The following is a 26,445-nucleotide window of genomic DNA, read 5'->3' on the forward strand; positions in this document are numbered from 1 at the left end:
CGGTTGGTTGGTGGCCGCGTCAAGCGGCGATGGCGGCCTGCTCGCCCTTGGCGGTGCTGGTGCCGGTCGAGGATTTGCTGTCGCTGTTGCCACTGGTGCCGAACGTGATTTCACCGGAGAGCTGCCCCCTTCTTCGATCACGATCTTGCCATAGCGAATCTTGCCGGTGACCTTGCCGGTGGAGAAGATCACCAGCTTCTGGCGCACCGTCAGGTTGCCGTCGAAGGTGCCGCGCACTTCGGCGATGTCGATCTCCGCCGAGCCCTTGAAGGCGCCCTGCTCGGCGATCTGGATCACGCGCGAGTTCATGGTGGCTTCCACGGTGCCTTCCACGACCAGCGTGTCGCAGTCGGTGATCTCGACGCCCTTGAGCTTGATGTTGGGGCCGACCGTCAGCTTGGCGCCGCTTTCGGGCGCAGCGGGCGTGGCCGGCACCGGCGTGGCGGCGGGGGCGGAGAAGGGCTGTGCGCTGCTGCTGGCCGAACCGAGTGAACTGGTGCCGCCCAGCGTGGAGCTGCCGGGCGTGCGGGGGCGGTGGGTTCTTCGCGCTTGCCGAAGAAGGGGCCTTGAAGTGCCATGCTTGCTGATCTCCTGGTGACAATCGGTCGATCCTAACGGGGGCAGTGATGTTTTTCACAAACATTAGGAAAAATCGTAACGATCCGCCCCCGTGCGCCGGCGCCCGCCCGCCAGAACGAGCGCCCGGCCTACAGCGGATTCGGCCCCGCGGACCCGCGCCATTCATACCAAGGCAGTACCATCCGTGGCTGCCCGGGCAGGAGCGCCACCGCACCGTGGGTGACGCCCGACCCGACCCGGCCCCCGCCGCGCATGCCCTCCGACACCGAACCCCGCATCGACACCCAGAAGACCGCCCAAGGTGTGCAGGCCGTGCTGCGCGGCGAATGGACTGCCGCCAGCCTGACGGCGGGCAAGACCTGGCGCGCCGTGACCGCGGCCCTGGGCGGCACCACCGGCGCCGCTGCCTGGGATTTGCGCGGGCTGGACGCGCTGGACCACCTGGGCGCGCTGACGCTGTGGAACCACTGGGGCCGCGCGTGGCCGGCGCAGCTGGCGGTGCGCGACGACCAGCGCGCGCTGCTGGAGCGCGTGGCCGCCTACCCGCCGGCCGAGCTGCCGGCGCGCCGGCTGTCGCTGGCGCAGCGCGTGGATGCACTGGGCCTGTGGGTGATGCAGGCGCTGGGCCAGGTGCGCGACTTCGTGCGGCTGATGGGCCAGCTGCTGCTCGACTTTCTGCGCCTGCTGGGCGCCCCGCACTGGGGGCCGTGGCGCGATTTCTCGGGCCACCTGTACCGCATCGGCGCGCAGGCGCTGCCGATCACGGCGCTGGTGGGCTTCCTGATCGGCGTGGTGCTGGCCTACCTGATGAGCCAGGTGCTGCGCCAGTTCGGCGCCGAGACCTTCATCGTCAACATCCTCGGCCTGGCGCTGATCCGCGAGCTGGGGCCGCTGCTGGCGGCGGTGCTGATCGCCGGGCGCTCGGGCTCGGCCATCACGGCGCAGATCGGCGTGATGCGGGTGACGGAAGAGCTGGACGCCATGCGCGTGCTGGGCATTCCGGCCGGCTTCCGCCTGGTGCTGCCGCGCGCGCTGGCGCTGGCCATCGCCATGCCGCTGCTGGCGGTGTGGACCACGCTGGCCTCGCTGGTGGGCGGCATGCTGGCGTCCGACCTCACGCTGGGCATCAACCCCGGCTACTTCTACGAAGCGCTGCCGACCGTGGTGCCGGTGGCGAACCTGACGCTGGCAGTGGCCAAGTCGGTGGTGTTCGGCGTGTCGATCGCGCTGATCGGCTGCCACTACGGCCTGCGCGTGAAGCCCAATACCGAGAGCTGGGGCAGGGCACCACGGCGTCGGTGGTGGCGTCGATCACGGCGGTGATCCTGATCGACGCGCTGTTTGCCATTCTGTTCAAGAGTGTGGGGATGTAGAGCATGCTCCCCCTGAGTCGCTTCGCGCCTTCCCCCAAGGGGACACCGCCGACGGCCGGGCCAAGCCCGCTCCGTGGCGGTCGCTGGCGTGGCCTGCTCCGCGGCCGTTGGTCATGGGGCGTGGTGTTGGAGGGTCGCATGAGCAACGATGACCAGGTGCTCGCACCCGCCCCCATCGACGCGGCGACGGCGGTCGAGCCACAGGTCGACGCACCGCTGCCGCTGCCCGAGCACGGCGAGCCGATGATCGAGGTGCGCGGGCTGTGGAGCGCCTTTCCCACGCCCGGGGGCGGGCAGCACGTGGTGCACAAGGACTTGGACTTGACCGTGTACCGCGGCGAGGTGCTGACGCTGGTGGGCGGCTCGGGCACCGGCAAAACGGTGCTGCTGCGCCAGATGCTGGGGCTGAACACGCCGCACCAGGGCACCATCACGGTGCTGGGCCAGCCGGTGAGCCAGATGTCGCGCGCCGGCGCGGCGGCGCGCGTGGGCATGCTGTTTCAGCAAGGGGCGCTGTTCTCGGCCTTCAGCGTGCTCGACAACATCGCCTTTCCGCTGCGCGAAACGCGCGCGCTGCCCGACGCGCTGGCGCGCGAGGCGGCGCTGCTCAAACTGCAGATGGTGGGCCTGAAGGCCAGCGACGCGCACAAGATGCCGAGCGAGCTGTCGGGCGGCATGGTCAAGCGCGTGGCGCTGGCGCGCGCGCTCATCATGGATCCGCCGCTGCTCATGCTCGACGAGCCCACCGCCGGGCTCGACCCCGACAGCTCCGACGCCTTCGTCACCCTGCTGCGCTCGCTGCACCAGGAGCTGGGGCTGACGGTGGTGATGGTCACGCACGACCTGGACACGCTGTTCGAGCTGTCGACCCGCGTGGCCGTGCTGGCCGAGCAGCGCGTGATCATCGCCGCGCCGGTGCCCGAGGTGCTGGCCTTCGACCACCCCTTCATCCACCATTTCTTCCTGGGCGAACGCGGCCAGCGCGCCATGGAGCTGCTGCGCGACCGCCGCACCGCCGCGACCCCGCAAGGACACTGAGAACGCATCATGGAAAACAAAGCCCACGCCCTGGCCGCCGGCGCCTTCGTGCTGGCCGTCACCGCGCTGCTCATCGGCCTGGCCATGTGGCTCCTGCGCGACGAAGTCAACACCACCACCTACGAGATGGTCAGCGCCGAGGCCGTCAGCGGCCTGCAGCCGCAGGCGGCCGTGCGCTACAAGGGCGTGGCCGTCGGCAAGGTGACCGACATCAGCTTCGACCCCGCCAATCGCGCCAACGTGCTGGTGCGCATCGCCGTCTCGCCCGAGGCGCCGATCACCCAATCGACTTTCGCCACGCTGGCGTTCCAGGGCGTCACCGGCCTGTCCTTCGTGCAGCTCGACGACGAGGGCAAGTCGGCCGAGCCGCCGCCGCCCGGCCCCAACGGGCCGCCGCGCATCCGCTCAAGCCCAGCGCGCTGGGGCAACTGACCGACCTGGCGGGCGAGCTGGCAACAAGGTGGGCCAGATCACCGACCGCGTGAACACCGTGCTGAGCGACGAGAACCAGGCCGCCTTCAGCGCCGCGCTGCAGGAGATCGGCGAGGCCGCCAAGAGCACCAGGCAGCTGGCGCAGACCGCCGACCGGACCATCCAGGCCCAGCTGGATCCGGCGCGCACCAACATCCCGCGTCTGGTGCAGCAGGCCAGCACGGCGATCCAGTCGATCGACAGCGCGGCGCAGCAGACGCGCCGCACCGTGGCCAGCTTCGACAGCGTGGCCGGCGACGTGAAGCGCGCCGTCGACCAGGTGGCCGGCAAGGGTGGCGTGGTGGATCAGCTCAGCGAAAGCGCCAACACGGTGACCGCCACCACGCTGCCGCGCATCCAGAGCCTGACCGAGGACGCCAGCCGCACCATCCGCCGGCTCGACCGCATCGCCAACTCGCTGAGCGAGAACCCGCAGGCCTTCATCTACGGCACCGGCACCATTCCGCCCGGCCCGGGCGAGCCCGGCTTTGGCCAGCCGGCCCCGGCGGCCCCACGCCCACCGCCCCGCGGCGGCGGCCTCCCGTTGAGGTTTGATATGAAAACAATAGCTGCCAGCGCCCGTCCCGTCTGCGCAAAAGCCGTTTTTCTTTCAATTTTTCTGGCGCTGGCCGGCTGTGCCGTGCCGCTGCCCGACAAGCCGGTGCGCCCCCAGCCCTACGACCTGGGCCCGGCCCTGCCGCTGGCCGCCAACGCCGCGCCCAGCGGCCCGGCGCTGGCGCTCGACCGCGTGGAATCCTCCGCCGCCATCGACGGCACCCACATCATCTACCGCCTGGTGCACAGCGACGGTGGCCAGCAGCCGCGCCCCTACGCCACGGCGCGCTGGACCATGTCGCCGCCGCAACTGCTGACGCAGCGCCTGCGCGAGGCCTTTTCGGCCACGCGGCCGGTGGTCGAATCCGGCGCCGGCCTGGCGCCGCTGGAGCTGCGCGCCGAGCTGGACGAATTCGCCCACATCTTCAGCGCGCCCGCCACCAGCGAAGGCGTGGTGCGCCTGCGCGTGACCGCCGTCGCGCCCGGCGGCCGGGCGCAGCGCCTGGTCGGCCAGCGCACCTTCGAAGTGCGCCAGCCCGCCCCACGGCCGACGCACCGGGCGGCGTCAGCGCCCTGCGCCAGGCCAGCGACGAGGTGGTGCGCCAGGTCGTGGCCTGGGTCAATGCCCTGCCCGCGCCCGCCGCCGACGCCGCGCGCCGATGACCACACCCGCGCTCGACTTCGACGCCCCGCCGGTGCGCCGCCTGCGCGCCGACCTGGCCCTGGCCCTGCGCGCCGCGGCCCACCACGGCCTGGCGGAAGGCGTGTGCAACCACTTCAGCATCGAGCTGCCCGACGGCTCCGAGCGCTTCCTGCTCAACCCGCGCGGCCTGCTGTGGGCCGAGATCCAGGCCGACGACGTCGTGCTGGTCGACTTCCACGGCCACAAGCTGGCCGGCCGGCACGCGGTGGAGCCGACCGCCATGTACATCCACGCCGCCGTGCACCGCCTCACCGGCCAGGCCTGCGTGCTGCACACGCACATGCCGTACGCCACCGCGCTGACGCTGACGCAGGACCGCGCGCTCGACACGCGCCTGTCGCAGAACGCCATGCGCTTTCACGGCCGGCTGGCGGCCGACCCCGACTACAACGGCCTGGCGCTCGACCACGGCGAGGGTGAGCGCATTGCCCGCGCCATGGGCAGCGCCGAGGTGTGCTTTCTGGGCAACCACGGCGTCATCGTCTGCGGCGCGCGCATCGACCACGCCTACGACGACCTGTACTACCTGGAACGCGCCTGCATGGCCCAGGTGCTGGCGGCCTCCAGCGGCAGCCCGCTGGCGCCGGTGGCCGACGAACTGGCCGCCAGTGTGGCGGCGCAGACGCTGGGCGAGCGCCTGCAGTCCGAGCTGTTCTTCGAGGCGCTGCGCCGGCAGCTTTGAGGACTGCGCCCGCCGTGGCGAGGGCGGCCCATCGCGGGCAAGCCCGCTCCCACAAACGGGCCTGCGGGAGCGGGCTTGCCCGCGATACGGCGGCCATCCGCCGCGCTCACAGCGCCACGTGCTCTTCTTCCATCTGCTTGAGCAACCCGGCCAGGCGTTTCTGCGGGTCCAGCAGCGGATCGAGCGCGTGCCGGGCATAGGCCTCGACCCCTCGGCCAGCGCCTCGGGCGTGGCGCGCACCGCGCCGTGCCACACGAAGGGCGGCAGAAACTTCATGCCGATCAGGTTGGCCGTCTGCTGCAGCGGTTTCAGCAACTCGCTCATCGAATAGGTGTTGTAGCCACCGGCCACATACGCGTCGGCCGGGCCGCCGGTGGAGATGGCCGACAGCCACTCCTTGCCCGCCAGCGCCGTGCCGCCCGGCCCGTAGGCCCAACCGTAGGTCAGCACGTCGTCCAGCCACTGCTTCATCAGCGGCGGCACCGAATACCAGAACAGCGGGTGCTGGAACACGATGCGGTCGTGCGCCAGCAGCACGGCCTGCTCGGCGGCGACGTCGATGGCGCGGTCGGGGTAGAGCGCGTCCAGGTGGCGCACCGTCACGCCCGGCTGGCGCGCCATGTGCTCGGCCCAGCGGCGGTTGACGGTGGATTGGTCGAGGCGCGGATGGAAGACATTGACGAGGGTTTTCATGGCATGGCCTTTCAGGCGGCGGTGGAACATGGCGCCACTGTAGGCAGCCGTCGGTGCGTGAAATAGCCCCGGCCCACCACTTCAGTCGTGCAAAATCAGCACGAATCCACCGCTGCTCCGCCATGCCTTCACGCCCGCTCGACCCGGCCGACCTGCTGCACTTCGCCGCCGTGGCCGATGCCGGCAGCTTTCAGGCCGCGGCCGACCGGCTGCACATCGACCGCTCGGTGCTGTCGCGCTGCGTGGCCGCGCTGGAGGCGCAACTCGGCGTGCAACTCTTGCACCGCAGCACGCGCTCGCTCTCGCTCACCGAGGCCGGCGCCGCCATCGCCGCACGCGCGCGCGATCTGGGCGCGCTGGTGGGCGAGGTGCGCCGCATCGCTGACGACGCACAGGACCAGCCGCGCGGCCTGCTGCGCATCACGGCCGCCACGCACTTCGGCAGCCGCGTGGTGCAGCCGGCCGTGGCGCGCTACCAGGCGCTGCACCCGCAGGTGGCGGTGGAGCTGCGGCTGGACAACCGCCGCACCGACCTGGCGGCCGAGGGGTTCGACCTGGCCATCCGCATCGGCGAGCTGCCCGATTCGTCGCTCATCGCGCGCAAGCTGTGCGACAACCCGCTGCGCCTGGCCGCCGCACCCGCCTTCGTCGCGCGCCACGGCCGCATCGACAGCCTGGCCGCGCTGCTGCGCCTGCCCGCCGTGAGCTACCGCGCCGACGGCCTGCAGCACGAGACGCTGAACTGGATCGACGCCACCGGCCGCGAGCGCAGCGAACCGATGCCGGCCGTCGCGTTCTGGAGCAACAACGGCGAGGCCCTGCTGGCCGCCGTGCTGGCCGGCAGCGGCTGGGGTGTGATGCCGGCCTTTCTGGCCCATGCCGACCTGCAAGCCGGGCGCCTGGTGCCGCTGCTGCCCGATGTGCGCCTGCCGCCCCTCGGCATGGTCTACGCGGTGTATGGCGAGCGCCGCCTGCCGCTGCGCACGCGGCTGTTTCTGGACCGGCTGCAGGACAGCATCGGCGCGCCGCCGGTGTGGGCGCGCGAAGGACCGTAAAGTAAATTGCTATCAAATAGAGATCTGTTCGCGCTTGTCTATCAAGCGCTGGCGCTTATTTTGATGCCGAATCGGCAGGCGCCGGCGTCCGCCGCCTGAACATGCCATAACCGTCCATCATCAGGACCTGCTCGCCGTGCTGGTTGAACATCTCCCACAGCGTTCGCGTCAGGCCGACGTCGGGGCGCGATTTCATGGGGCGCGATTCGAGGATGGTTTGCTTGAGCGTCAGCGTGTCGCCGGGGTACACCGGCGTCAGCCAGCTCACCTTCTCCAGCCCCGGCGAGCCCAGGCTGCTCGACTCGTGCAGAAAGCCGCGCACCATCAGCCCCATCGCCATCGCGCAGGTGTGCCAGCCGCTGGCACTGAGCTTGCCGAACATGGACTTGGCGGCCGCCGCTTCGTCCAGGTGGAAAGGCTGAGGGTCGTACTTGCTGGCAAAGGCGATCACCTCGTCGCGGTCAACGGTGGTGCTGCCGATGTCGAGCGTGGTGCCCACGGGCAGGTCTTCCCAGAAGTACTTGATGTGTTGTTGCGGGTGGTCGGACATGGTGCTGTCGGTGATTCGGGATGAAAACTCTTTTTGCTATGGTAGCTGCGCACCAGTTCTACCCAAGGAGTGTCCGTCATGCATGCGACCCACCCATCCAGTCCCCTGCGCTTGGCCGCGCTGAGCGCCATGATGGCCGTGATTGGTCTGACCGCCTGTGGGGGCGGCGACGATGATCCCGCACCGTCTCCGCCCGCGCCGGCCCCGACACCTGCGCCGACCCCATCGCCAGCCCCCGCGGCCAACATCGTGCCGACCAGCATCACTTTGTTGGCCGGTGGCGGTCTGGGAAGCGCGGGCGATTGCGGTGACGCAAATGGCGTCGCCGATCAAGCCCGGTTGGGACAGGCGATGGACATGGCGGTGGCGCCCGATGGCACGGTTCACATGCTGGAGAAAGTGTGTGACGGCAGCGGGCTGACCCGTGTGCGCAGCGTCAGTCCGACCGGCCAGGTCACCACGCCGGCGGTGGCTTCGCGCGAGCCGGTCGTGCCGGGCGGCCCGCTGGTGTCTTTTCGCAATGGTCGCAGCTTGGCCGTGGGCGACGATGGAACGGTTTACTTGAGCGATGGAAATGAATCCTTCTTGCTTTTTCCGAGCTATCACCAACAGGGGCCGGCTACAGGCATATGGACGATCACGCCGACAGGTGCGCAGCCTTTCGCCGGTCTGCGCACCTGGTCGCTGCAACCGGCCGACGGTACCGGCCTGCAGGCTCAGTTCCTCAGTGTCGGACGCCTGGTCTTCGGTCAGGGTGCCCTGTTCGTGCACGACTATCCGGACGTGATTCGCCGGGTGACACGCGATGCGCAGGTCACCACCGTCACGACCACCCTTCAAATGCCGTCAAGCATCACCGCCGATAACGCGGGTGTGGTCTATTACAACAATGGCGCGGGCATGTGGCAGCGGCTTGACGGCACGGGCGGCATTCCCATCCCCAGCAGTGGCGAGGGAACTTCGGCGTCGACGATTTCTTCCGACGGCGCGGTCTATGCCACGGTGCGCAGCAGGACTCGCATGTATATGGACATGTATCGTTACGCCCCCGACGGAAGCGTCGCGAGGATCGCCAGCCAGCTCCCGGGCCAGCCGCCCACTTGGGACACTGTCCCGACGGTCGATCCGCAGATGCTTGACCTCGACCGGGCAGGCAATCTGTACTTGCTCCACGGTTACAAGCTTTGGCGCATTGCGTTCAAATGAGATCAGCCGGATGGCGTGAGAGGTTGACGGCTTGCTGGGGCGCTTGACGGTCAACGGGCTCCAGAAACGTCGATCAAGGACATGGTGGTGTAGCTTGCCGCATCCGACAGCAGCCAGACGATCAACTGCGCGACTTCGTCCGCCGTGCCGCCGCGGCCCATGGGCACGCCGGCTTTCAGTTCTTCGACGCGGTTCGGCCGGCCGCCGGACGCATGAATCTCCGTGTCGATCAGGCCCGGCCGCACGGCGTTGACGCGGATGCCCTGCGGCGCCACTTCTTTCGCCAGCCCGATGGTGAAGGCGTCGATGGCGGCCTTGGCCGCCGCGTAATCGACGTATTCATTGGGTGAGCCCAGCCGCGCCGCCGCGCTGGAAAGGTTGACGATGCTGCCGCCCGCGCCGCCGTGCGCCGTGCCCATGCGCCGCACTGCCTCGCGCGCGCAAATCATCGAGCCGATGACGTTGATGTCGAACATGCGGCGCCAGCGCGCCACGCTTTGCTCGGCCACCGGTTGCGCCCGATCCACCACGCCGGCGTTGTTGACCAGGCCCGTGAGGCGCCCCAGCTTTGAATCGACGTGCGCGAACATCTTGAGCACCTGGGCTTCGTCGGCCACGTCGGCCTGCACGCTGATGGCCGTGCCGCCGCCGGCGCGAATGGCGCGCACCACCTCGTCGGCGGCGAGCGAATTGGCGGCGTAGTTCACCGCCACCGCCCAACCGCCCTGCGCCGCCAGCCGCGCGGTGGCGGCGCCAATGCCCCGGCCGCCGCCGGTGACCAGCAAAACCTTGTCTGTCGCCACGCCGCATCTCCTGTAAAAATCACGCTCGAAGATCATTATTTCAGGAGACTTGCATGAGCCGCACCGTGCTGTATTACTTTGCGCCGCAAAGCCCGTGGAGCTATCTTGGTCATGCGCGCCTGGTCGATTTGCTGGCGCGCAGCCGGCGCGAGGTGGCGGTGCTGCCGGTCGACTACGGGCGCATCTTTCCGCAATCGGGCGGGCTGCCGCTGGCCAAGCGCGCGCCGCAGCGGCAGGCCTACCGGCTGGTCGAGCTGAAGCGCTTTGCCGAGCACCTGGGGCTGGCGCTGAATCCGCAGCCGCGCTACTTTCCGGTCGACGCCACGCCATCGGCGCGCCTGATCACCGCCGTGGCGCAGCAAGACGGCATGGCCGCCGCGATGGCGCTGGCCGGCGCCGTGCTGGCCGCCTGCTGGCGCGAAGAGCGCGACATTGCCAGCGATGCCACGCTGGCCGAACTGCTCGAAGAATGCGATCTGCCTGCAGAACGCCTGGCCGAGTCGCGCGGCGCCGACACACAGGCGCGCTACGATGCCCACACCCAGGCCGCCATGGACGCTGGCGTGTTCGGCGCGCCGACCTACGTGATCGACGGCGAGCTGTTCTGGGGGCAGGACCGGCTGGATTTTGTCGCCCGCAAGTTGGGCATTGTTTGAGCGATCGATGACCGCGCTCTGGCGAGCGCATGACCTCGGCCTGCGGCCTTCGATGACGCGTCCTCTGGACGCATGACAAAAGTCATGCTGCCCGAAGTGCACCGTCATCTAGCGCAAGCAAGGTCATGGCGCGCCGCGCCGATCATTGTTCATTTTGGGTGCTGGCGCTTGCCAGACAAGCGCAGATAGCTATTTAATCAGGAGCAAATCACCATGGGCCAATTCATCGACCTCACCGCCGCCGACGGCCAGAAAATCCCCGCCTACGTGGCCGAACCGGCCGGCCAGCCCAAGGGCGCCGTCGTGGTGCTGCAGGAGATTTTCGGCGTCAACGCCCACATCCGCGAAGTGGCCGACGGCTACGCCAAGGACGGCTACCTGGCCGTGGCGCCCAGCACCTTCCAGCGGGTCAAGCCCGGCGTGGATCTGGGCTACACCGACGCCGACATGCAAGAAGGCTTTGGCTACAAGAACGCCGTCGAGGCGCTGCCCGCGCCCGGCGTGATGCAGGACATCCAGGCCGCCATCGACTACGCCGCGCAAAAAGCGGCGGCAAGGTCGGCATCGTCGGCTACTGCTGGGGCGGGCTGCTGACCTGGCGCGCGGCGGCCATGCTGAACGGCCTGTCGGCCGCCGTGCCTTACTACGGCGGCGGCATGACGCAGCCGGCCGAGATTGCGCGCCAGCCCAAGGTGCCCGTGCTGGCGCACCTGTCCGACCGCGACCAGTGGGTGCCGCTGGACGGCGTGGAAGCGTTCAAAAGGCGCACCCCGAGGTCGAGGTGCACCTGTACCCGGCCAACCACGGCTTCAACTGCGACCACCGGGCGGCGTGGGACGCCGAATCGGCCAAGCTGGCACGCGAGCGCACGCTGGCCTTCTTTGCCAAGCACCTGGGCTGAGCTGGCGGGCAGGGCGCCGCAGGGCTGGCGCTATCGATCATCTAGCTGCTGGCGCACATCGGGCGGGCGCTGGCGGCGCTTTTCAGCATCTAGCCGCGCTGCCGCGCCGAGTGGCGCCCGCTGCGGTATGGCGCGGCGCCGATGCGCCGCCACGCCCTAAAACGCCCAGCGCAGAACGCTGGACAAGCTGACGACGCGCCCACCGCGCGGGCGCGTCGCTGCGCCTTCGCACAGCGCTCCTGCATCCCGATTGTTTCGAAATCGGAAATGGTTCATTCACTTTTAGGTGGTTTTTAACTGGCTCGCCGACGCAAACTACATCCCATCGGACGCGCTGACAGATCAGCCACCCGACACAGCCCCGGCGGCAACGCCGGATTTGAAAGTCGATTCGAGACCATTTCATTTCAGGAGAAAAATCATGAACAAGTTCACCGCCACCTTCGCTTCCATCACTGCCACCCTGCTGCTGGCCGGCAACGCCATGGCCCAGATGCCCGCCGCCGGCGAAGGCCCGTTCGTCGAGCATCAGGACTACGCCGCCAAGCGCGTGCAGAAAACCGAAGTGACGCGCGCCCCGGTGTCGATCAAGCAAGTGGCCGTTGGCGAAATGAATGGCATCGCCAAGCAAACCAACGACGTCAACAGCCCCAGCCGCGCCGAAGTGCGCCAGGAAACGCGTGACGCCATCGCCGCCGGCCACGGCCCGGCCACCGGCGCGCTCTGATCGTCGCCTGATCCCCGGTTCCTCATCCCCTAGACAAGAACGGCCAGCATCAGCTGGCCGTTTTGTCTGGCCTGCATCCTGAATGCTTCGAAAAACGTAGCTGCCCGCGCTTGCCAGTCAAGCGCCGGCGGCTTCTTCGATGCATGAAACTCAATACGTCGTCGTACGGAACACGCTGCCCGGCCGCGCCATCTCGCTTTCCATGAAGGCCAGCAGCGCCGTCAGCGCGGCGCTGTTGTGGCGCCGCTGCGTGTACACCGCGTAGATCCACAAGTCTTGCGGAATGAAGGGCTCCAGCGCGCCCACCAGCTCGCCGGCGTCGATCTGGCGCTGCACCAGCGGCCGCGCGACATAGATCACCCCAGGTCCATCGCCGCCAGCGCAGGCAGCGGCGCCACGTCGTTGACGTCGACATAGGGCTGCAGCGCCAGCTCCAGCGTCTTGCCACGCTCGTTGAACTGCCAGCGCGTCGGCTCGCCGCCGTGGTTGGCGTTGAGGATGCGGTGCGCCGCCAGCTCGCGCGGGTTCTGCGGCACGCCGTGCGTGTGCCAATAGGCGGGCGAGGCGACCACCACGCGCTCCAGCTGCGCCAGCCGCCGCACGATCACGTTCTGGTCCGGAATCGGGCCCACGCGGATCGCCAGGTCGACGCCTTCTTCGACCAGATCAAGCGTGCGGCTGGTGAGCCGCAGGTTGAGCGACACCTCGGGGTACAGCGTCAGGTACTGGCCGAGCAGGGTCGACAGGCCGGTGTGCGCCAGGGCGTGCGGCGCCGTCACCGTCAGGCGCCCGCTGGGGCGGGTGGCGCGCTCCTGCAGTTCGCTGGCGGTCATCTGCACCAGCTCCAGCACCGGGCCGCTGCGGTCGTACAGCAGCTGGCCGGCGTCCGTCAGCGACACCTTGCGCGTGGTGCGGTGGAACAGCCGCACGCCGAAGCGCGCCTCCAGCTGCGCCACGTACTTGCTCACGTTCGCGGGCGACATGTCCAGCGCGCGCGCCGCCGCCGAAGCTGTTGCGGCGCGCCACTTCGCGGAAGGTCTGGATGAGATCAAGGGAGTCCATGGGCTGATTATTTCCTGAACGGAAATAGTCCATTCACGCCGGGGTGGTTTTTCAACGGCCCTCAAGCCCGAAACTACATCCCATCGGACGCGCTGCACCGCAGCCACCGACCCCAACCCCGGCGGCCACGCCGGTTTTCAGCAAGTTCAGGGACCCTGCCGTCCCACAGGAGAAACACCATGACAAAGATCGCCGCCACCATCGCTTCCACCGCCGCCGCCCTGCTGTTTGCAGGCAACGCCTTCGCCCAGATGCCCGCTGCGGGCGAGGGCCCGTTCTTCCAGAACGAAGCCCGCATCGCCGCCACCAGCGACAGCCCGAGCCGCGCGAAGGTGTCGATCCAGCAAGTGGCTTCCGGCGAAATGAGCGGCGTGGTCGCCGCCACCAACGACGCCAGCCAGCCGACGCGCGCCGAAGTGCGCCAGCAGACCCGCGAAGCCATCGCCAAAGGCCAGCGCCCGGCGATCGGCGAGCGCAGCTGATGGCGTTACCACGGCACATGCTTGACTGAAAGGGGAGCGGAAAATCCGCTCCCTTTTGCCGTGGGCACTTATCCCGGCGATGTCCACAGCTACACTTCTCGCAGCGATCGGTGGCACTGCATCTGCGCGCATAAGCCGCCGTCTGTCCAGAGAGGGTGTGACCTGGGGTGAAGCGAGTACGGATCAGCGCGTGGGCCTGGCGGCTGGCCTTGTATTGGCTGCTGGGCGTCATGCTGGCGAGCGGTGGGGCGCAGGCCTCACCGGCAGAGGCGCCCGCTGCGGCTGGCCGTGGCTATGTGGAGCAGGCGCGCCTGGCTGCGCACGGGCGCGAACTGGTGCTCAGCGGTTGGGCAGCGCCTGAGCAGGGCAACGTTTTCTCACCAATCTGATCGTGCAAGTGGGCGGGTGCGAGGTGTACCGCGGCCGCCTGGCGGGTGCCAGTGCGCGCCCTGACGTGGTGGCCGCCACGGGCCGGACCGCGTGGCTGCACAGCGGGTTTCAGCTGCGCGTGCAACTGCCGCGAGGCCTGCCGTCGGGCACTCAGGCGTTGCAGGTCAAGGGGCGGTTGGGTGACGGGCGGGAGTTCGATCTCGAGACGCCTGCAGGCACCATCACCATCCCGTTGTCGCCATCGCCGTCGGGCGTGGCGCTGGGCATGCTGGTGCTGGCGTTGGCGGTGCCGTTGGCGCTCCTGACCTGGCGGCGGCGGGCGCGTCAGGTCGGTCATCGCGGATGGCTGGCGCTGGCGGCAGTGGCGCCGTTCGTGCTGTTGGTGGCCAGCGGCACCACGGGTTCGTCGATGGCGCTGCTGCTGGCCGAGCCCGCGGTGACCACCGGCAGCATGCAGCCCTGGGCCGGCGAGCCGCGCGTGATCCGCAGTGACGAGTGGCAGGTCTACACGCCGCTGGCGCTGGCGCAGGCGGCGCATGTGCCACCGTTCCCGGTCGTCAACCGCAACCTGGGCAGCGACGGGCAGAACATGCTGGTGATGGGCATGACGGCGGTGCCTGTGGCGCACGCCAGCGCGCTGGCCAAGCCGGCGACCTGGGGCTTCTTCTTTCTGGACACGCGCCACGCGCTGGCCTGGGCCTGGTGGTTGCCCATCTGGGGCGGCCTGCTGGCCGTGTGGCTGTGGCTGCGGCGCTTGCTGGGGCTGGCCGGCGAGCCTGCGGCGGCGCTGGCCGCAGGCGCCGTGCTGGCGCCGTACTCGGTGGCGTTTTCGTTCTGGCCGGCCTATCTGCTGATGTTTCTGGCGCTGGGGTTCTGGGCGGCGGATCGCGCGTTGATGGCCCGCAGCCTGCCCGCGCGCATGGGCTGGGGCGGGCTCCTGGGCTGGTCGGTGGCAGGCTACGCGCTGGTGCTTTACCCCGCTTGGCAGCTGTCGCTGGCCACGCTGGCGGTGCCGCTGGCACTGGCGTGGTGGTGGCACGAGCGCCGCCGTTGGGCCTGGCACTGGCACCTGTGGCCGGCTGTCGCGGCGGCGGTACTGGTCGGCGGTTGGTTGCTCGGCAGTTGGTGGCTGGACGCACGGGAGGCGGTGTCGGTCATGCAGGCCACGGTCTATCCGGGGCAGCGCGCGAGCGAAGCGGGGGCGACATCGACCGCTGGTTCCTGTTCAAGGGCTGGCTCAACCCGCTCACCCTGCACGCAAACCTCGGTTCGATGGTGCCGGTGGACGCGGCGTCGTATCCGTTCCTGTGGCTGGCCAGTGGCGCGGGGGTGCTGTGGGCGGCGTGGCGCACGCGCCGGGTGTCGCCCCTGCCGCTGGTGTTGCTGGGGTTTGCGGCGTTTGCGCTGGGCTTTCAGTTCTTGGGGTATCCGGCCTGGCTGACGCGGCTGACCTTGTGGAACGTGGTCACGGTGTACCGGCTCGATCTGGCGCTGGGCGTGGCCCAGCTGGTGCTGCTGGGTTGGCTGATGGCCCAGCCGCGCGCCGCGACCGGGCTGGCATCGCTGCGCGTTCTGGCGCTGGCCATGGCGCTGCTGACGGCAGCGTACGCACTGTGGGCCAATGGGCGCATGCCTCTGGATGTGGCGGACGGCTTGCCCGCGGGCTTCGTCCTGCTCAGTGCTTTGACGGCCGCGGCGGCCGCCTACCTGCTGGTTCTGCAGCGCTGGCGCGTGTTCCTGGTGCTTTACCTGGGCTGGATGCTGGCTGCCGTGTTGCCGTTTCACCCCTGGGGCAGGCGCCACGCGCGCTCGCGCTGGACGGCGCGCTGGCCGCGGCCGGCATCTCCCAAGCCCAGCCCGACAGTGCCGGCCGCCGCGGCGTGGCGGTGGTGGGCGAGCGCAACTGGGCCATGACGCTGCCGGCCGTCGGCGTGCCAGTGGTCAACAGCCTGCTGTACTACCCGCAGTCGTCGCTGTGGCGGCAGCTGGATCCTGATGGTGCGCAGCGCGCCGTCTACAACCGCTACCAGCGCCTGATGTTCGAACTGGAAGAACAGCCGGCCGAGCGCACCCACCGCATCGAATCGCCGCGCCTGGACGAGGTGCAGGTGCATCTGGATCCGGCGCGCTTCGATTTCGGCCGGCTGGGCGCGCGCTGGGTCGTCATGCCCCTTGATCGGGCGCCGCGGCTGGCGGGCAATGCATCGATCGAGCGAGTGCCCGGTGTCGGCGCCGACATCGGCGCGGCGCTCTACCGGGTACTGCCCTGACGCTGGCGCGGCCTCAGCGCCGCGACCGCGTGAGGTAGCGCCGGCGCCGGAACACGATCAGGATGCCCGCGGCGATGAGCACCAGCAGCGCCAGCGCGGCCCACATGCCTTCGGGGCTGTGGATCAGCGGCAGGTGCTCGAAGTTCATGCCGAAGAAGCCGGTGAACAGGTTCAGCGGCAGGAAGATCGCCGTCACCGCCGTCAGCGTCCGCATGATGTCGTTGGTGCGGTGGCCCTGCGCGGCGAAGTGGATCTGCACCACGGTCTCGGCCGACTGCTCGAGCCGGCGCGCGTGGTGCAGCACGCGGTCGATGTGCTCGGTGACATCGACCGCGCGGGCGATCAGCTGGTCGCGCCGCTGCTGCGCCACGACGGGCTCGGCGCTGTAGGCGGCCAGCGGCAGCTCGCGCAGGGTGTCCAGCCATTCCTGCATGGCGTCGAGCTGCTCCTCGCACAGGTCCTGCAGCGCGTGCAGGCGGCGGCGCGCGTGCATCATGGCGTTCCAGGCGCCGTGGTGGGGGTCGGGCTTGAGCAGCTCGTTCTGCGCCTGCTCCAGCGCGCTGGTCAGGTCCTTGCGCAGCTCGAGGTAGCTGTCGACCATGGCGTTGAGCAGGCGCAGCACCAGGTCGGCCGGGCCCTGCGGCACGCGGTTGCGCACGCTGGCGGCGTCGACGCTGAGCTTGGCGTCGGCGGCAAAGCGCTGGATGAAGGTGGTGGCGGTGTAGCAGCCCGCCGGGTGCACGCTGACCAGCAGCCTGTCGAACACGGCGAAGCCGACGGCGCGCGAGTCGATGCGCGAGAAGGCTTCGGGCACGGCGGCCTCGGCCGGCGCCGGGGCGCCGGCGCCCAGGCTGTGGTAGCGGGCGATGGCGCTGGCGTGGTCCTGCTCGTGCTGCACTTCGGCCAGCGAGGCGAGGCGGCGGAAGATGACCATGTCGTACACCGAGGTGCCGTCGTAGTGCGAGGGGTGGCCGTCGCTGGACAGGTCCTGCACGTGCAGATCCAGCAGCGGCGAGCCGCCCAGGCGCTGCGCCGCGGCCTGCAGTTCGGCCTGGCGGCGAACGAACTCGGTGCGGTCGAGGTAGACCCAGACGAAGCCGTCGGCCGGCGCGGCTTCGGGCGGGCTGTCGACGAAGCGCAGGCTGCTGGCGGTGAATTCGACGATCTGCATCAGGTCACCATGGGGCGCCAGGCCGGAAGGGTGGCATCAAAATGAAGGATGATTTTGATAGCTGCTTGCGCCCGTCATTGCGTGATTTCAGATATGAATGCATCTGAAATCGTTGTTTGACAGGCGCAAGCAGCTCTTATTGTTGCAGCATGCGCGCCGCATCGCGGGCGAAGTAGGTCAGCACGCCATCGGCGCCGGCGCGCTTGAAGGCCAGCAGCGCCTCCATCATCACCAGGTCGTGATCCAGCCAGCCGTTCTGCGCCGCGGCCTTCAGCATGGCGTATTCGCCGCTCACCTGGTAGGCGAAGGTGGGCACGCGGAATTCGTCTTTCACGCGGCGCACGATGTCCAGGTAGGGCATGCCGGGCTTGACCATCACCATGTCGGCGCCCTCGGTCAGGTCGATCGCCACTTCGCGCAGCGCCTCGTCGCTGTTGCCGGGGTCCATCTGGTAGACCTTCTTGTTGCTCTTGCCCAGGTTGGCGCTGCTGCCCACGGCGTCGCGGAACGGGCCGTAGAAGGCGCTGGCGTACTTGGCGCTGTAGGCCATGATGCGGGTGTGGATGTGGCCCTTCTTCTCCAGCGCGTCGCGGATGGCGCCGATGCGGCCGTCCATCATGTCGCTGGGGGCGACGATGTCGACGCCGGCCGCCGCCTGCGTGAGCGCCTGCTTGACGAGCTGGCCCACCGTCTCGTCGTTCAGGATGTAGCCGGTCTTGTCGAGCCAGCCGTCCTGGCCGTGGCTGGTGTAGGGGTCGAGGGCCACGTCGGTCATGATGCCCAGCTCGGGGAAGCGTTTCTTCAGCTCGCGCACCACGCGCGGGATCAGGCCGCGGGCGTTGGCGGCTTCGCTGCCTTTCTCGTCCTTCAGTTTGGCGTCGATGACCGGAAACAGCGCCATCACCGGAATGCCGAGTTGCACGCACTCCTCGGCCACCGGCAGCAGCAGGTCGAGCGACAGGCGCTCCACGCCGGGCATCGAGGCCACGTCCTGGCGCTGGTTCTTGCCGTCGAGCACGAACACGGGGTAGATCAGGTCGTTGGCCGACAGCGCGTGTTCGCGCACGAGGCGGCGGGTGAAGTCGTCGCGGCGCAGGCGGCGCGGGCGGTTGGCGGGGAAGGGGGCAATGGGCATGGTCATGCCGAAAATTGTGCCTGATCGCGGGCGGACGTTCGGCGCGCGTGCGCCGCCGCCCAACGCAAGTGTGTCAGCGTGTCGCAGCGCATTGCCCGGTCTGAGCACTTTTGCTATATTCATCCGCGAGCAGTTCGCTGCTCCCCGCTTTCCTCCTGAGCGGGAGCCTTGATGTGTGACAGCAGACAGGCTTTTCGACCCCGGCCCCGGCCGGGGTTTTTCTTGCCCGATCACCGGCAGGTCACGGCGCAGGCCATGCAAGCCGCTCCCCATGCCCTGCGCCTACCAACGCGCAACCGCTCTTCAGCGGCTGCGCGCAAGCCGCCCCGAAGGCCGCGGAGCAGGCCACCCCAGAACGCCGTGGCCGGGGTCCCCCGGCCGCCAGCGTTGTCCCCTCAGGGGAAGGCGGCCGCAGGCCGACTCAGGGGGATAATTCATCATGCTTTGGATCAAAGCCCTCCACATCGTCTTCATCGCCAGCTGGTTCGCCGGCCTGTTCTATCTGCCGCGCATCTTCGTCAACCTGGCCATGGTGCCGCCCGGCTCGGTGGCCGAGCGCGAACGGCTGCTGCTGATGTCGCGCAAGCTCTACCGCTTCATGACCCTGCTGGCCGTGCCGGCGCTGGCGCTGGGCCTGTGGCTGTGGCTGGGCTACGGCATCGGCCTGGGGCCGGGCAGCGGCTGGATGCACGCCAAGCTGCTGATCGTGCTGCTGCTGATGGCGTACCACTGGTATTGCGGCCGGCTGCTGAAGCGCTTTGCGCACGGCGAAGAGCTGCGCGGCCACGTGTGGTTCCGCTGGTTCAACGAGGCGCCGGTGCTGATGATGCTGGCGGCGGTGATTCTCGTCGTGGTCAAGCCCTTCTGACATGAGGGGCTGCGGCATCGAAGCGGCTCGCGGCGGCCTTGCGTTGCCAGCACGGCGCCGGCGATGAACCGCTACAAGTCCGCCGCGATGCCGCTGGCGCTGCTGTATGCGGCGCTCATCGTCTACGCCACGCTGTACCCCTTCACCGGCTGGCGCGACGTGGGCGTGGCGCCCTGGGCCTACCTGCAGGCGCCGCTGCCGCAGTACTGGACGCGCTTCGACGTCGGTGCCAACCTGGTGGGCTACGCGCCGCTGGGCTTTCTGCTGGCCCTGGCGCTGATGCGCATGCGCAGCGGCTGGCCGGCGGTGACGCTGGCCACGCTGGCCGCGGCCTGCCTGTCGCTGGTGCTGGAGGCGCTGCAGACCTACCTGCCGCTGCGCGTGGCCTCCAACGTCGATTTCGGGCTGAACGCGGCCGGCGGCCTGGCCGGCGCGGTGGCGGCCTGGGTGCTGGAGCGCGTGGGCGCCATCGACCGCTGGCGCCGCCTGCGCGCACGCTGGTTCGTGCGCAACTCGCGCGGGGCACTGGTGCTGCTGGCGCTGTGGCCGTTGGGGCTGCTGTTCCCGCCGCCGGTGGCGTTCGGCATGGGGCAGGTGTTTGCGCGGGCCGAGGACTGGCTGGCGGAACTGCTGGCGGATACGCCCTTTCTGACCTGGCTGCCGGCGCGCGACCTGGCGCTGCAGCCGCTGCTGCCCGGCGAGGAGGTGCTGGCCGTGGCGCTGGGCGCGCTGGTGCCCTGCCTGCTGGGCTACACCGTGATCCGCCACCGCGGCCGGCGCGCACTGTTCGCGCTGCTGGCGCTGATGGCGGGCATCGCGGTGTCGGGGCTGTCGGCGGGGCTGTCGTTCGGGCCGGTGCACGCCTGGTCGTGGGTCAACCCGTCGGTGCAGCTCGGCCTGTGGGCGGCGCTGCTGGGCGCGGCGCTGCTGCTGCTGGTGCCGATGCGCGTGTGCGTGCTGCTGCTGATGGTGGTGCTGGCCGCGCAGGTGGTGCTGCTCAACACCGCGCCGCAGAATCCGTATTACGCCGCCACGCTGCAGGCCTGGGAGCAGGGGCGCTTCATCCACTTCCATGGCCTGGCGCAGTGGGTGGGCTGGCTGTGGCCGTTCGTGGCGTTCCTGTACCTGGCGATGCGCCTGGTGGGCTCCGACGGCGGACAGCCGGCGCGCACCACGCAGCCCGCGCCATGGCCTGCGTCCGCCGCCCCGCCGCCAGACGACCTGGCCGCCGCCGGCGTGGTGGTGACGCAGACGGGCGACCCCGCCGCCGAGGTGGGCGCCGCGGCCCAGCCGGCGCCGCAGTCTCAAGGCGGCGCCTAGAATGCCCGCATGTCTGCCCCCGCCGCACCGTCCTATTACCAGCGCCACATCTTCTTCTGCCTGAACCAGCGCGCGGGCGGCGAGGCCTGCTGCGCCGACCACGACGCCCAGGCCGCCTTCGACCACTGCAAGGCGCGCGTCAAGGCCGAGGGCCTGGCCGGCCCGGGCAAGGTGCGCGTGAACAAGTCCGGCTGCCTGGACCGCTGCGCCGCCGGGCCGGTGGCCGTGGTCTACCCCGAGGCGGTCTGGTACAGCTACGTCGACACCGCCGACATCGACGAGATCGTCGAATCGCACCTGAAGAACGGCCAGGTGGTGGAGCGCCTGCTGACGCCGCCGCACCTGGGGCGCTGACCGCCCTGCGGCGTTACAAGCTTTTTCGCCCTCCAGTCGCCGAAGACATTGCGCCGGCAGCTATAATTTGCATAGCTGCATGAACGCCCAGACCCAATCCCTGACGCTGACCGGCCCCGCCGGGCCGATCGAGGCCGTGCTCGATCTGCCCGAGGCCGACCTGTTCGAGGCGCCGCACGGCACCGCCGTCATCGCCCACCCGCACCCGCAGTTCGGCGGCACCATGACCAACAAGGTGGTGCAGACCATCGCCCGCGCCTGCGTGCAGTGCGGCTGGCGCGCGGTGCGCTTCAACTTCCGTGGCGTGGGCGCCAGCGGCGGCCACTACGACGAAGGCCGCGGCGAGGTGGACGACATGCTGGCCGTGGTGGCGCAAACCGCGCCGGCCGATCAGCCGCTGCTGCTGGCGGGGTTTTCGTTCGGCGGCTTCATCGCCGCGCGCGCCATCGACACGCTGCACCCGCAGCGCGCCATTGCCGGCGCGGTGCTGGTGGGCACGGCGGCCTCGCGCTTCGACGTGCCGCCGGTGCCGGCCGAACTGCACCCGCAGACGCTGGTGGTGCATGGCGAACAGGACGACACCGTGCCCCTGGCGTCCGTCATGGACTGGGCGCGCCCGCAGTCGCTGCCGGTCACCGTGGTGCCGGGCGGCGAGCACTTCTTCCACGGACAATTACCGCTGCTCAAGGCCCTGGTGGTGCGCCATGTGTGCGTCTGAGTTTTTGAATGATTTAGGGCTTCAGCGCTTATCCAGCAAGCGCCGATAGCTCACTTATTTGTAGTAATCATGACCTTCATCTCCCGCTTTCTCGCCGCCGCCCTGCTGACGCTTGCCTCGCTGGCCAGCCATGCGCAGGCGCCGCAACCGCCCGAGGTGGCCGCCAAGGCCTATCTGCTGATGGACGTGACGGCGGGGCAGATCCTGGCCGCCAAGGACGCCGACGAGCCGGTCGAGCCGGCCTCGCTGACCAAGCTGATGACGGCCTACCTGGTGTTCGACGCGCTCAAGGCCAAGAAACTCACGCTGACGCAGACCCTGCCCGTGTCCGAGCGCGCCTGGAAGATGCCCGGCTCGCGCATGTTCATCGACCCCAAGATGCAGGTGCCGGTCGAGGATCTCATCAAGGGCATGATCGTGCAATCCGGCAACGACGCCACCGTGGCCCTGGCCGAAGGCGTGGGCGGCAGCGTCGAGCGCTTCGTGCAGCTGATGAACGACCAGGCCAAGGCGCTGGGCCTGAAGAACACCGGCTACAAGAACCCCGAGGGCCTGACCGAAGCCGGCCACACCACCACCGCGCGCGACCTGGCCACGCTGGCCACGCGGCTGATGCACGACTTCCCCGAGTACGTGCACTACTACACCATCAAGAAATACCGTTACCCCGGCACGCCCGCCAGCAACGACAGCAACCGCAACCTGCTGCTGTTCCGCGATCCCACGGTCGATGGCCTGAAGACCGGACACACCAAGGCCGCCGGCTACTGCCTGGTGGCCACCGCCAAGCGCGACTTCCCCAACCTGCAGGGCCGCCGCCTGGTGTCGGTGGTGCTGGGTGCCAGCAGCGAGGCGGCGCGCGCCAACGAATCGCAGAAGCTGCTGAACTGGGGCTACACGGCCTACGAGGCGGTCAAGCTGTTCGATGCCGGCAAGCCCGTGGCCACGCCCAAGGTGTGGAAGGGCAAGACCAACGAACTCAAGCTGGGCCGCAACGAGCACATCGTCGTCGCCGTGCCCAGCGGCACCGCCGCCCAGGTCAAGACCGAGATCGCCCGCCCCGAGCCGCTGATCGCCCCGTTCCGCCAGGGCAGGCCGTGGCCACGCTGAAAGTGAAGCAGGGCGAGCAGCCACTGGCCGAAGTGCCGCTGATGGCGCTGGAGCCCGTGGAAGAGGCAGGTTTCCTTGGCCGCGCGTGGGACGCGATGCGGCTGTGGATCAAGTGACGCGCGGGCACCTGCATTGCGGTTAACCCCGATCCGGGCTATACTTTAAGGCTTTCCCGCGTTTGGGGTGGGAATTTTGCGTGCGCGCCGCCATCGCCCTGCTGCCTTGCGCAGCAGGCGCCGGTGAATCGGTCGCGCTGATATTTCAAGCGTTTAGGGACGTTTTTCAATGCCAACCATCAGTCAACTGGTGCGTCAGGGGCGGACGGTCGAGAAGATCAAGTCCAAGAGCCCTGCGATGCAGAACTCGCCGCAGCGTCGCGGCGTGTGTACCCGCGTGTACACCACGACGCCGAAGAAGCCGAACTCGGCACTTCGCAAGGTCGCCAAGGTGCGCCTGACCAACGGTTTCGAGGTCATCTCTTACATCGGCGGTGAAGGCCACAACCTGCAGGAGCACAGCGTGGTGCTGGTGCGCGGCGGTCGTGTCAAGGATTTGCCGGGCGTGCGCTACCACATCGTGCGCGGCTCGCTGGACCTGCAAGGCGTGAAAGACCGCAAGCAGGCGCGCTCAAGTACGGCGCCAAGCGCCCCAGGAAGGCTTAAGCGCTTTCGTCATTTTTCGGTGCTTGAATCGGGCGAGAAGACGACCCCGGTCGAGCGTAGTGACCTGATCGGAAGGTCGAGTAAGTGCAGGCTCCGGATGGGTCTGCGCGGCAGGCGGAAAACCAGGACGTTCCAACTGCCAACTGAAGCAAACATGAGGTGAAACATGCCACGTCGTCGCGAAGTCCCTAAACGTGAAATCCTGCCGGATCCCAAGTACGGCAATGTCGAGCTTTCAAGTTCATGAACGTGATCATGGAGGGCGGCAAGAAGGCGGTTGCCGAGCGCATCATCTACGGCGCGCTCGAAACCATGGAGAAGAAGAGCGGCAAGGATCCGCTCGAACTCTTCGTCACCGCCATCAACAACGTCAAGCCGATGGTCGAGGTCAAGTCTCGCCGCGTCGGTGGCGCCAACTACCAGGTGCCTGTGGAAGTGCGCCCGGTGCGCCGTCTGGCGCTGTCGATGCGCTGGATCAAGGAGGCCGCCCGCAAGCGCGGCGAGAAGTCCATGGCCATGCGCCTGGCCAACGAGCTGCTGGAGGCCACCGAAGGCCGCGGCGGTGCCATGAAGCGCCGTGACGAGGTGCACCGCATGGCCGAGGCCAACAAGGCGTTCAGCCACTTCCGTTTCTAATTTCTCCCTCATTCCCTCCTGGAGTGCGGCCCGCCACGAGCGGGCCGGTCCGTTTCACGAAAGACCATCATGGCTCGCAAAACCCCCATCGAGCGCTATCGCAACATCGGCATCTCGGCGCACATCGACGCCGGCAAGACCACCACGACCGAGCGCATCCTGTTTTACACCGGCGTGAACCACAAGCTGGGCGAAGTGCACGATGGCGCGGCCACGACCGACTGGATGGAGCAGGAGCAGGAGCGCGGCATCACCATCACCTCGTCGGCGGTGACCTGCTTCTGGAAGGGCATGGACCTGTCCTACCCCGAGCACCGCTTCAACATCATCGACACCCCGGGCCACGTGGACTTCACCATCGAGGTGGAGCGTTCCATGCGCGTGCTCGACGGCGCCTGCATGGTGTACTGCGCCGTGGGCGGCGTGCAGCCGCAGTCCGAAACCGTCTGGCGCCAGGCCAACAAGCACAAGGTGCCGCGCCTGGCCTTCGTCAACAAGATGGACCGCACCGGCGCCAACTTCTTCAAGGTCTACGACCAGATGAAGCTGCGCCTGAAGGCCAACCCCGTGCCGGTGGTGATCCCGATCGGCGGCGAGGACAACTTCAAGGGCGTGGTCGACCTGCTCAAGATGAAGGCCATCATCTGGGACGAGGCCTCGCAGGGCATGAAGTTCGAGTACCAGGACATTCCCGCCAACCTGGTCGACGATGCCAAGAAGTGGCGCGAGAACATGGTCGAAGCCGCCGCCGAGTCGAGCGAAGAGCTGATGAACAAGTACCTCGAAGAGGGTGACCTCTCCGAGGAAGAAATCAAGCAGGGCCTGCGCGCGCGCACCATCTCGACCGAGATCCAGCCCATGCTGTGCGGCACCGCCTTCAAGAACAAGGGTGTGCAGCGCATGCTGGACGCCGTGATCGACTACCTGCCGTCGCCCGCCGACATTCCGCCGGTGGCCGGCACCGACGACGACGAGAACCCGGTTACCCGCAAGGCCGAGGACAGCGAGAAGTTCTCCGCGCTGGCGTTCAAGCTGATGACCGACCCCTTCGTCGGCCAGCTGACCTTCGTGCGCGTCTATTCCGGCGTGCTGAAGAAGGGCGACACGGTGCTCAACACCATCAAGGGCAAGAAGGAGCGCATCGGCCGCATCGTGCAGATGATGGCCAACGAGCGCATCGAGATCGAAGAGATCGTCGCCGGCGATATTGCCGCCTGCGTGGGCCTGAAGGACGTGACGACCGGTGAAACCCTGAGCGACCCGAGCGCCGCCGTGGTGCTGGAGCGCATGGTGTTCCCCGAGCCCGTGATCTCGCAGGCCGTCGAGCCCAAGACCAAGGCCGACCAGGAAAAGATGGGCATCGCCCTGTCGCGCCTGGCGTCCGAGGATCCCTCGTTCCGCGTGCGCACCGACGAAGAGTCGGGCCAGACCATCATCTCCGGCATGGGCGAGTTGCACCTGGAGATTCTTGTCGACCGCATGAAGCGCGAGTTCAACGTCGAGGCCAACGTCGGCAAGCCGCAGGTGGCCTACCGCGAAACGGTGCGCAAGACGGTCACCGACGTCGAAGGCAAGTTCGTGCGCCAGTCGGGCGGCAAGGGCCAGTACGGCCACGTCGTCTTCACGCTGGAGCCGCAGGAGCCGGGCAAAGGCTTCGAGTTCGTCGACGAGATCAAGGGCGGCGTGGTGCCGCGCGAATACATCCCCGCCGTGCAGAAGGGCGTGGAAGAAGCGCTCACCAGCGGCGTGCTGGCCGGCTACCCGGTGGTCGACGTCAAGGTGCGCTTGACCTTCGGTTCGTACCACGACGTGGACTCGTCCGAACAGGCGTTCAAGATGGCCGCCATCTTCGGCTTCAAGGAAGCCGCCAAGAAAGCCAACCCCGTCATCCTCGAGCCGATGATGGCCGTGGAAGTCGAGACGCCTGAAGAGTACGCCGGCAACGTGATGGGCGATTTGTCCAGCCGCCGCGGCATGGTGCAGGGCATGGAAGACATGGTCGGCGGCGGCAAGGCCATCAAGGCCGAGGTGCCGCTGTCCGAGATGTTCGGCTACTCCACATCGCTGCGCTCGGCCACGCAAGGCCGCGCCACGTACACGATGGAATTCAAGCACTACGCCGAAGCGCCGAAGAACGTGGCCGACGCCATCGTGGCCTCGCGCGCCAAGTAAGCTGCTTCAATAACAGGAGCTGCTTGCGCCCGATTGCAGGGGTTTCAGATCGTTTTCTATCTGAAACCCTTGTGCATCAAGCGTAAGCAGCTATCCTTTTTGT

At 68.5% G+C, this 26,445-nt stretch carries 23 protein-coding genes and 9 pseudogenes; 22 read left to right on the plus strand and 10 right to left on the minus strand.

Features of this window, described 5'->3' with window-relative positions:
* Positions 1–19: 19 nt before the first annotated feature.
* A pseudogene (locus H0I39_RS10985) lies at positions 20–578 on the minus strand (bactofilin family protein).
* A 253-nt stretch (positions 579–831) separates the two neighbouring features.
* Between H0I39_RS10985 and H0I39_RS10990 the strand changes: the two are divergent.
* The 3 genes and pseudogenes from H0I39_RS10990 (at position 832) to H0I39_RS22150 (ending at position 3,422) form a co-directional block, all read left to right on the plus strand.
* Positions 832–1,952 (plus strand): annotated as a pseudogene (locus H0I39_RS10990) (MlaE family ABC transporter permease).
* A 243-nt stretch (positions 1,953–2,195) separates the two neighbouring features.
* Positions 2,196–2,990 (plus strand): ABC transporter ATP-binding protein, encoded by a 795-nt coding sequence (locus H0I39_RS10995; RefSeq protein ID WP_257646109.1) that lies wholly within the window; start codon positions 2,196–2,198, stop codon positions 2,988–2,990.
* A gap of 9 nt (positions 2,991–2,999) precedes the next feature.
* Positions 3,000–3,422 carry an MlaD family protein gene (locus H0I39_RS22150; protein ID WP_257645758.1) on the plus strand — a complete coding sequence of 141 codons (423 nt, stop codon included), beginning with the start codon at positions 3,000–3,002 and terminating at the stop codon, positions 3,420–3,422.
* Here the strand turns inward: H0I39_RS22150 and H0I39_RS22155 are convergent.
* The gene (locus H0I39_RS22155) at positions 3,396–3,752 is read right to left on the minus strand and encodes a hypothetical protein (protein ID WP_257645759.1); all 357 of its coding nucleotides are present in this window, start codon (positions 3,750–3,752) and stop codon (positions 3,396–3,398) included. The genes H0I39_RS22150 and H0I39_RS22155 overlap by 27 nt on opposite strands.
* Before the next feature lie 265 nt (positions 3,753–4,017).
* On the opposite strand from H0I39_RS22155, the pseudogene H0I39_RS24115 reads away from it, so the two are divergent.
* Positions 4,018–4,515 (plus strand): annotated as a pseudogene (locus H0I39_RS24115) (ABC-type transport auxiliary lipoprotein family protein); the annotation flags it as partial.
* Positions 4,516–4,675: 160 nt separating this feature from the next.
* The gene (locus H0I39_RS11010) at positions 4,676–5,401 is read left to right on the plus strand and encodes an aldolase (protein ID WP_180550502.1); all 726 of its coding nucleotides are present in this window, start codon (positions 4,676–4,678) and stop codon (positions 5,399–5,401) included.
* Positions 5,402–5,507: 106 nt separating this feature from the next.
* Here the strand turns inward: H0I39_RS11010 and H0I39_RS22165 are convergent, their stop codons facing one another.
* Both H0I39_RS22165 and H0I39_RS24120 read right to left on the minus strand, forming a co-directional pair.
* Positions 5,508–5,654 (minus strand): hypothetical protein, encoded by a 147-nt coding sequence (locus H0I39_RS22165; RefSeq protein ID WP_257645761.1) that lies wholly within the window; start codon positions 5,652–5,654, stop codon positions 5,508–5,510.
* A 20-nt stretch (positions 5,655–5,674) separates the two neighbouring features.
* A pseudogene (locus tag H0I39_RS24120) lies at positions 5,675–6,124 on the minus strand (NAD(P)H-dependent oxidoreductase); the annotation flags it as partial.
* A 92-nt stretch (positions 6,125–6,216) separates the two neighbouring features.
* On the opposite strand from H0I39_RS24120, the gene H0I39_RS11020 reads away from it, so the two are divergent.
* Positions 6,217–7,149: a LysR family transcriptional regulator gene (locus H0I39_RS11020; protein ID WP_180550503.1), complete on the plus strand. Its 933-nt coding sequence runs from the start codon at positions 6,217–6,219 to the stop codon at positions 7,147–7,149.
* A gap of 55 nt (positions 7,150–7,204) precedes the next feature.
* Here H0I39_RS11020 and H0I39_RS11025 read toward each other — a convergent pair whose 3' ends face one another.
* On the minus strand, positions 7,205–7,699 hold the full coding sequence (locus tag H0I39_RS11025; RefSeq protein WP_180550504.1) for a MaoC family dehydratase: 495 nt from the start codon (positions 7,697–7,699) through the stop codon (positions 7,205–7,207).
* 249 nt (positions 7,700–7,948) lie between these two features.
* Between H0I39_RS11025 and H0I39_RS11030 the strand changes: the two genes are divergently transcribed.
* Positions 7,949–8,905, plus strand: coding sequence for an NHL repeat-containing protein (locus tag H0I39_RS11030; protein ID WP_180550505.1), 957 nt, complete (start codon positions 7,949–7,951; stop codon positions 8,903–8,905).
* A 50-nt stretch (positions 8,906–8,955) separates the two neighbouring features.
* Here the strand turns inward: H0I39_RS11030 and H0I39_RS11035 are convergent, their stop codons facing one another.
* The gene (locus H0I39_RS11035; RefSeq protein WP_308645834.1) at positions 8,956–9,708 is read right to left on the minus strand and encodes an SDR family oxidoreductase; all 753 of its coding nucleotides are present in this window, start codon (positions 9,706–9,708) and stop codon (positions 8,956–8,958) included.
* Positions 9,709–9,761: 53 nt separating this feature from the next.
* Here H0I39_RS11035 and H0I39_RS11040 point away from each other — a divergent pair, with 53 nt between their 5' ends.
* The 3 genes and pseudogenes from H0I39_RS11040 (at position 9,762) to H0I39_RS11050 (ending at position 11,992) form a co-directional block, all read left to right on the plus strand.
* Positions 9,762–10,364 (plus strand): 2-hydroxychromene-2-carboxylate isomerase, encoded by a 603-nt coding sequence (locus H0I39_RS11040; protein ID WP_180550507.1) that lies wholly within the window; start codon positions 9,762–9,764, stop codon positions 10,362–10,364.
* Between the two features lie 213 nt (positions 10,365–10,577).
* A pseudogene (locus H0I39_RS11045) lies at positions 10,578–11,265 on the plus strand (dienelactone hydrolase family protein).
* 421 nt (positions 11,266–11,686) lie between these two features.
* Positions 11,687–11,992 (plus strand): hypothetical protein, encoded by a 306-nt coding sequence (locus H0I39_RS11050; RefSeq protein WP_180550508.1) that lies wholly within the window; start codon positions 11,687–11,689, stop codon positions 11,990–11,992.
* 150 nt (positions 11,993–12,142) lie between these two features.
* Here H0I39_RS11050 and H0I39_RS22175 read toward each other — a convergent pair whose 3' ends face one another.
* Entirely contained in the window at positions 12,143–12,352 is a 210-nt protein-coding gene (locus H0I39_RS22175) for a type 2 periplasmic-binding domain-containing protein (RefSeq protein ID WP_257645763.1), read from the minus strand.
* On the minus strand, positions 12,349–12,975 hold the full coding sequence (locus H0I39_RS11055; protein ID WP_257645764.1) for a LysR family transcriptional regulator: 627 nt from the start codon (positions 12,973–12,975) through the stop codon (positions 12,349–12,351). The genes H0I39_RS22175 and H0I39_RS11055 overlap by 4 nt, the downstream gene beginning before the upstream one ends.
* 258 nt (positions 12,976–13,233) lie before the next feature.
* Between H0I39_RS11055 and H0I39_RS11060 the strand changes: the two genes are divergently transcribed.
* The 4 genes and pseudogenes from H0I39_RS11060 to H0I39_RS11075 all read left to right on the plus strand — a co-directional run bounded on the left by H0I39_RS11060 (position 13,234) and on the right by H0I39_RS11075 (position 16,196).
* Positions 13,234–13,536 (plus strand): hypothetical protein, encoded by a 303-nt coding sequence (locus H0I39_RS11060; RefSeq protein ID WP_180550509.1) that lies wholly within the window; start codon positions 13,234–13,236, stop codon positions 13,534–13,536.
* Between the two features lie 655 nt (positions 13,537–14,191).
* Positions 14,192–15,097: pseudogene (locus H0I39_RS24625) on the plus strand (DUF7657 domain-containing protein); the annotation flags it as partial.
* Complete coding sequence (locus tag H0I39_RS11070) at positions 15,052–15,840, plus strand: DUF7657 domain-containing protein (protein WP_444547270.1); 789 nt, start codon at positions 15,052–15,054, stop codon at positions 15,838–15,840. The pseudogene H0I39_RS24625 and the gene H0I39_RS11070, both read left to right, overlap by 46 nt.
* Positions 15,837–16,196: a DUF7654 domain-containing protein gene (locus H0I39_RS11075; RefSeq protein WP_180550512.1), complete on the plus strand. Its 360-nt coding sequence runs from the start codon at positions 15,837–15,839 to the stop codon at positions 16,194–16,196. Before H0I39_RS11070 ends, H0I39_RS11075 begins: the two co-directional genes overlap by 4 nt.
* Positions 16,197–16,209: 13 nt before the next feature.
* On the opposite strand, the gene H0I39_RS11080 is transcribed toward H0I39_RS11075, so the two are convergent.
* On the minus strand, positions 16,210–17,367 hold the full coding sequence (locus H0I39_RS11080) for a magnesium transporter CorA family protein (RefSeq protein ID WP_180550513.1): 1,158 nt from the start codon (positions 17,365–17,367) through the stop codon (positions 16,210–16,212).
* 136 nt (positions 17,368–17,503) lie between these two features.
* Positions 17,504–18,502, minus strand: coding sequence for a porphobilinogen synthase (gene hemB, locus H0I39_RS11085; RefSeq protein WP_373368288.1), 999 nt, complete (start codon positions 18,500–18,502; stop codon positions 17,504–17,506).
* A 439-nt stretch (positions 18,503–18,941) separates the two neighbouring features.
* Here hemB and H0I39_RS11090 point away from each other — a divergent pair, with 439 nt between their 5' ends.
* The 8 genes and pseudogenes from H0I39_RS11090 (at position 18,942) to fusA (ending at position 26,342) form a co-directional block, all read left to right on the plus strand.
* Entirely contained in the window at positions 18,942–19,370 is a 429-nt protein-coding gene (locus H0I39_RS11090; protein ID WP_180550515.1) for a CopD family protein, read from the plus strand.
* 63 nt (positions 19,371–19,433) lie between these two features.
* Positions 19,434–20,690, plus strand: a complete 1,257-nt coding sequence (locus H0I39_RS11095; protein WP_180550516.1) for a VanZ family protein — start codon at positions 19,434–19,436, stop codon at positions 20,688–20,690.
* Between the two features lie 9 nt (positions 20,691–20,699).
* Positions 20,700–21,044 (plus strand): (2Fe-2S) ferredoxin domain-containing protein, encoded by a 345-nt coding sequence (locus H0I39_RS11100; RefSeq protein WP_180550517.1) that lies wholly within the window; start codon positions 20,700–20,702, stop codon positions 21,042–21,044.
* A 79-nt stretch (positions 21,045–21,123) separates the two neighbouring features.
* Positions 21,124–21,762, plus strand: coding sequence for an alpha/beta hydrolase (locus H0I39_RS11105; RefSeq protein WP_180550518.1), 639 nt, complete (start codon positions 21,124–21,126; stop codon positions 21,760–21,762).
* A gap of 69 nt (positions 21,763–21,831) precedes the next feature.
* Positions 21,832–22,988, plus strand: a pseudogene (locus tag H0I39_RS11110) (D-alanyl-D-alanine carboxypeptidase family protein).
* 169 nt (positions 22,989–23,157) lie between these two features.
* Positions 23,158–23,534 (plus strand): annotated as a pseudogene (rpsL, locus tag H0I39_RS11115) (30S ribosomal protein S12).
* A 166-nt stretch (positions 23,535–23,700) separates the two neighbouring features.
* Positions 23,701–24,170, plus strand: a pseudogene (rpsG, locus tag H0I39_RS11120) (30S ribosomal protein S7).
* Positions 24,171–24,239: 69 nt separating this feature from the next.
* Positions 24,240–26,342 (plus strand): elongation factor G, encoded by a 2,103-nt coding sequence (fusA, locus tag H0I39_RS11125; protein ID WP_180550520.1) that lies wholly within the window; start codon positions 24,240–24,242, stop codon positions 26,340–26,342.
* Positions 26,343–26,445 lie beyond the last annotated feature (103 nt).

The sequence above is a fragment of the Ottowia beijingensis genome (genome assembly GCF_013423955.1).
In the GTDB taxonomy this organism is placed as follows: Bacteria; Pseudomonadota; Gammaproteobacteria; order Burkholderiales; family Burkholderiaceae_C; genus Ottowia; species Ottowia beijingensis.

What these genes read in the sequence shown, in the direction of transcription:
- H0I39_RS10995 (WP_257646109.1), top strand. Translation starts at nt 2,196, where the DNA reads ATGATCGAGGTGCGCGGGCTGTGGAGCGCCTTTCCCACGCCCGGGGGC.
- H0I39_RS22150 (WP_257645758.1), top strand. Translation starts at nt 3,000, where the DNA reads ATGGAAAACAAAGCCCACGCCCTGGCCGCCGGCGCCTTCGTGCTGGCC.
- H0I39_RS11010 (WP_180550502.1), top strand. Translation starts at nt 4,676, where the DNA reads ATGACCACACCCGCGCTCGACTTCGACGCCCCGCCGGTGCGCCGCCTG.
- H0I39_RS11020 (WP_180550503.1), top strand. Translation starts at nt 6,217, where the DNA reads ATGCCTTCACGCCCGCTCGACCCGGCCGACCTGCTGCACTTCGCCGCC.
- H0I39_RS11025 (WP_180550504.1), bottom strand. Translation starts at nt 7,699, where the DNA reads ATGTCCGACCACCCGCAACAACACATCAAGTACTTCTGGGAAGACCTG.
- H0I39_RS11040 (WP_180550507.1), top strand. Translation starts at nt 9,762, where the DNA reads ATGAGCCGCACCGTGCTGTATTACTTTGCGCCGCAAAGCCCGTGGAGC.
- H0I39_RS11050 (WP_180550508.1), top strand. Translation starts at nt 11,687, where the DNA reads ATGAACAAGTTCACCGCCACCTTCGCTTCCATCACTGCCACCCTGCTG.
- H0I39_RS11055 (WP_257645764.1), bottom strand. Translation starts at nt 12,975, where the DNA reads ATGTCGCCCGCGAACGTGAGCAAGTACGTGGCGCAGCTGGAGGCGCGC.
- H0I39_RS11060 (WP_180550509.1), top strand. Translation starts at nt 13,234, where the DNA reads ATGACAAAGATCGCCGCCACCATCGCTTCCACCGCCGCCGCCCTGCTG.
- H0I39_RS11075 (WP_180550512.1), top strand. Translation starts at nt 15,837, where the DNA reads ATGACGCTGCCGGCCGTCGGCGTGCCAGTGGTCAACAGCCTGCTGTAC.
- H0I39_RS11080 (WP_180550513.1), bottom strand. Translation starts at nt 17,367, where the DNA reads ATGCAGATCGTCGAATTCACCGCCAGCAGCCTGCGCTTCGTCGACAGC.
- hemB (WP_373368288.1), bottom strand. Translation starts at nt 18,502, where the DNA reads ATGCCCATTGCCCCCTTCCCCGCCAACCGCCCGCGCCGCCTGCGCCGC.
- H0I39_RS11090 (WP_180550515.1), top strand. Translation starts at nt 18,942, where the DNA reads ATGCTTTGGATCAAAGCCCTCCACATCGTCTTCATCGCCAGCTGGTTC.
- H0I39_RS11095 (WP_180550516.1), top strand. Translation starts at nt 19,434, where the DNA reads ATGAACCGCTACAAGTCCGCCGCGATGCCGCTGGCGCTGCTGTATGCG.
- H0I39_RS11100 (WP_180550517.1), top strand. Translation starts at nt 20,700, where the DNA reads ATGTCTGCCCCCGCCGCACCGTCCTATTACCAGCGCCACATCTTCTTC.
- H0I39_RS11105 (WP_180550518.1), top strand. Translation starts at nt 21,124, where the DNA reads ATGAACGCCCAGACCCAATCCCTGACGCTGACCGGCCCCGCCGGGCCG.
- fusA (WP_180550520.1), top strand. Translation starts at nt 24,240, where the DNA reads ATGGCTCGCAAAACCCCCATCGAGCGCTATCGCAACATCGGCATCTCG.